This window comes from Roseibium sp. RKSG952 (assembly GCF_009711355.1).
Genome location: NZ_SMMF01000191.1, coordinates 1 through 345, shown reverse-complemented (window position 1 = coordinate 345; position 345 = coordinate 1). Strand labels below are relative to the sequence as shown.

Sequence of the window (345 nt, the reverse complement as noted above, 5' to 3'; positions counted from 1 at the left end):
GCCTTGAAGCCCATCATATGCTTGAGCAGACGTTTGATAAACCGGTGGTCCTGCTCGACTATGTTATTGAGATATTTAACTTGCGGAATATCGACAAACGACCACCAGAAGCCAATCAGCAAAAGATAAATGTTGATGTTGGTCAAGCCTGCCCGGTTGGCCCCGCTCTTGTCCATGACGACCTTGTGCGGCAGGGAATTGTTACCGATGGCCTGTGTGAAGAAGGCTGTTGCCGCGGCCTCATCCCGTGTTTCGGATAGCATAAAGTCAATGGTATCGCCGTGTTTGTCGACGGCCCGATACAAATACATCCACTTGTCACGGACCTTCACATAGGTTTCGTCC

1 protein-coding gene is annotated in these 345 nt (G+C 50.1%); it reads right to left on the bottom strand.

The window, feature by feature from the left end; translation table 11 throughout:
* Positions 1 to 345 (bottom strand): DDE-type integrase/transposase/recombinase (locus E1297_RS00460; RefSeq protein WP_155132590.1); only part of this gene is annotated, 345 nt, incomplete at both ends.